The 643-nt window shown below is 55.4% G+C and carries 1 protein-coding gene; it reads left to right on the top strand.

The genetic code is table 11. The features are described 5' to 3' along the window. On the top strand, window positions 1–206 hold a 206-nt coding region (locus FYC48_RS28590; RefSeq protein ID WP_235034468.1), incomplete at its 5' end, for a hypothetical protein. Between the last annotated feature and the right edge of the window lie 437 nt (window positions 207–643).

Raw genomic sequence — 643 nt, 5'->3', positions numbered from 1 at the left:
CTGTTCCGTCGCCAATCGATGGGCCACTATGCGAGTCACCCGGCACGACGAAAGTGACTTGCGTTGCGAATCACCAAGCCATCATCCGATTGGATGACGATGATCTATCAACCCGTGACATCAAGAGCAATCACCAGGAAATGGAGGTCGCGTCAACAAGCATGGGCCGACCGCGGTCACCATATCTGGCGTGTGCGTTAAGCTGAATTCAAAGCTAGAAGAACAGACCATCGTGACCAGGCACGACGAACGTTTCGTGGTCACCACGTCGGCGCGGGTGACGTGAATTCAAATGTAAACCCAACTCGCCGACTGCGGTGCACCACTTGGTTCGTCAGGCTACGTTTGCCGCCGGCTGGAAGCTGGACGGACCAGAACCATTGTAGCAATCGCTGCGTGGTGATGGGCCTTATTGTCAAGCGGGATTACGATGTTAAACCGTGACCACGATTGCGATCAACAGGCGACAGAGGGTCCGTTGCCAATGGATGGGACGGTACGTGAATCAATACGGTGAACCAGGAGCGACAGCCAAACCGCAACATCAGGTGCGATCAACAGGCGACTACTGTTCCGTCGCCAATCGATGGGCCACTATGCGAGTCACCCGGCACGACGAAAGTGACTTGCGTTGCGAATCACC

This window comes from Roseiconus lacunae (genome assembly GCF_008312935.1).
In the GTDB taxonomy this organism is placed as follows: Bacteria; Planctomycetota; Planctomycetia; order Pirellulales; family Pirellulaceae; genus Stieleria; species Stieleria lacunae.
The sequence above is the reverse complement of the archived record's forward strand: the minus strand, read 5'-3'. Positions and strand labels throughout refer to the sequence as shown.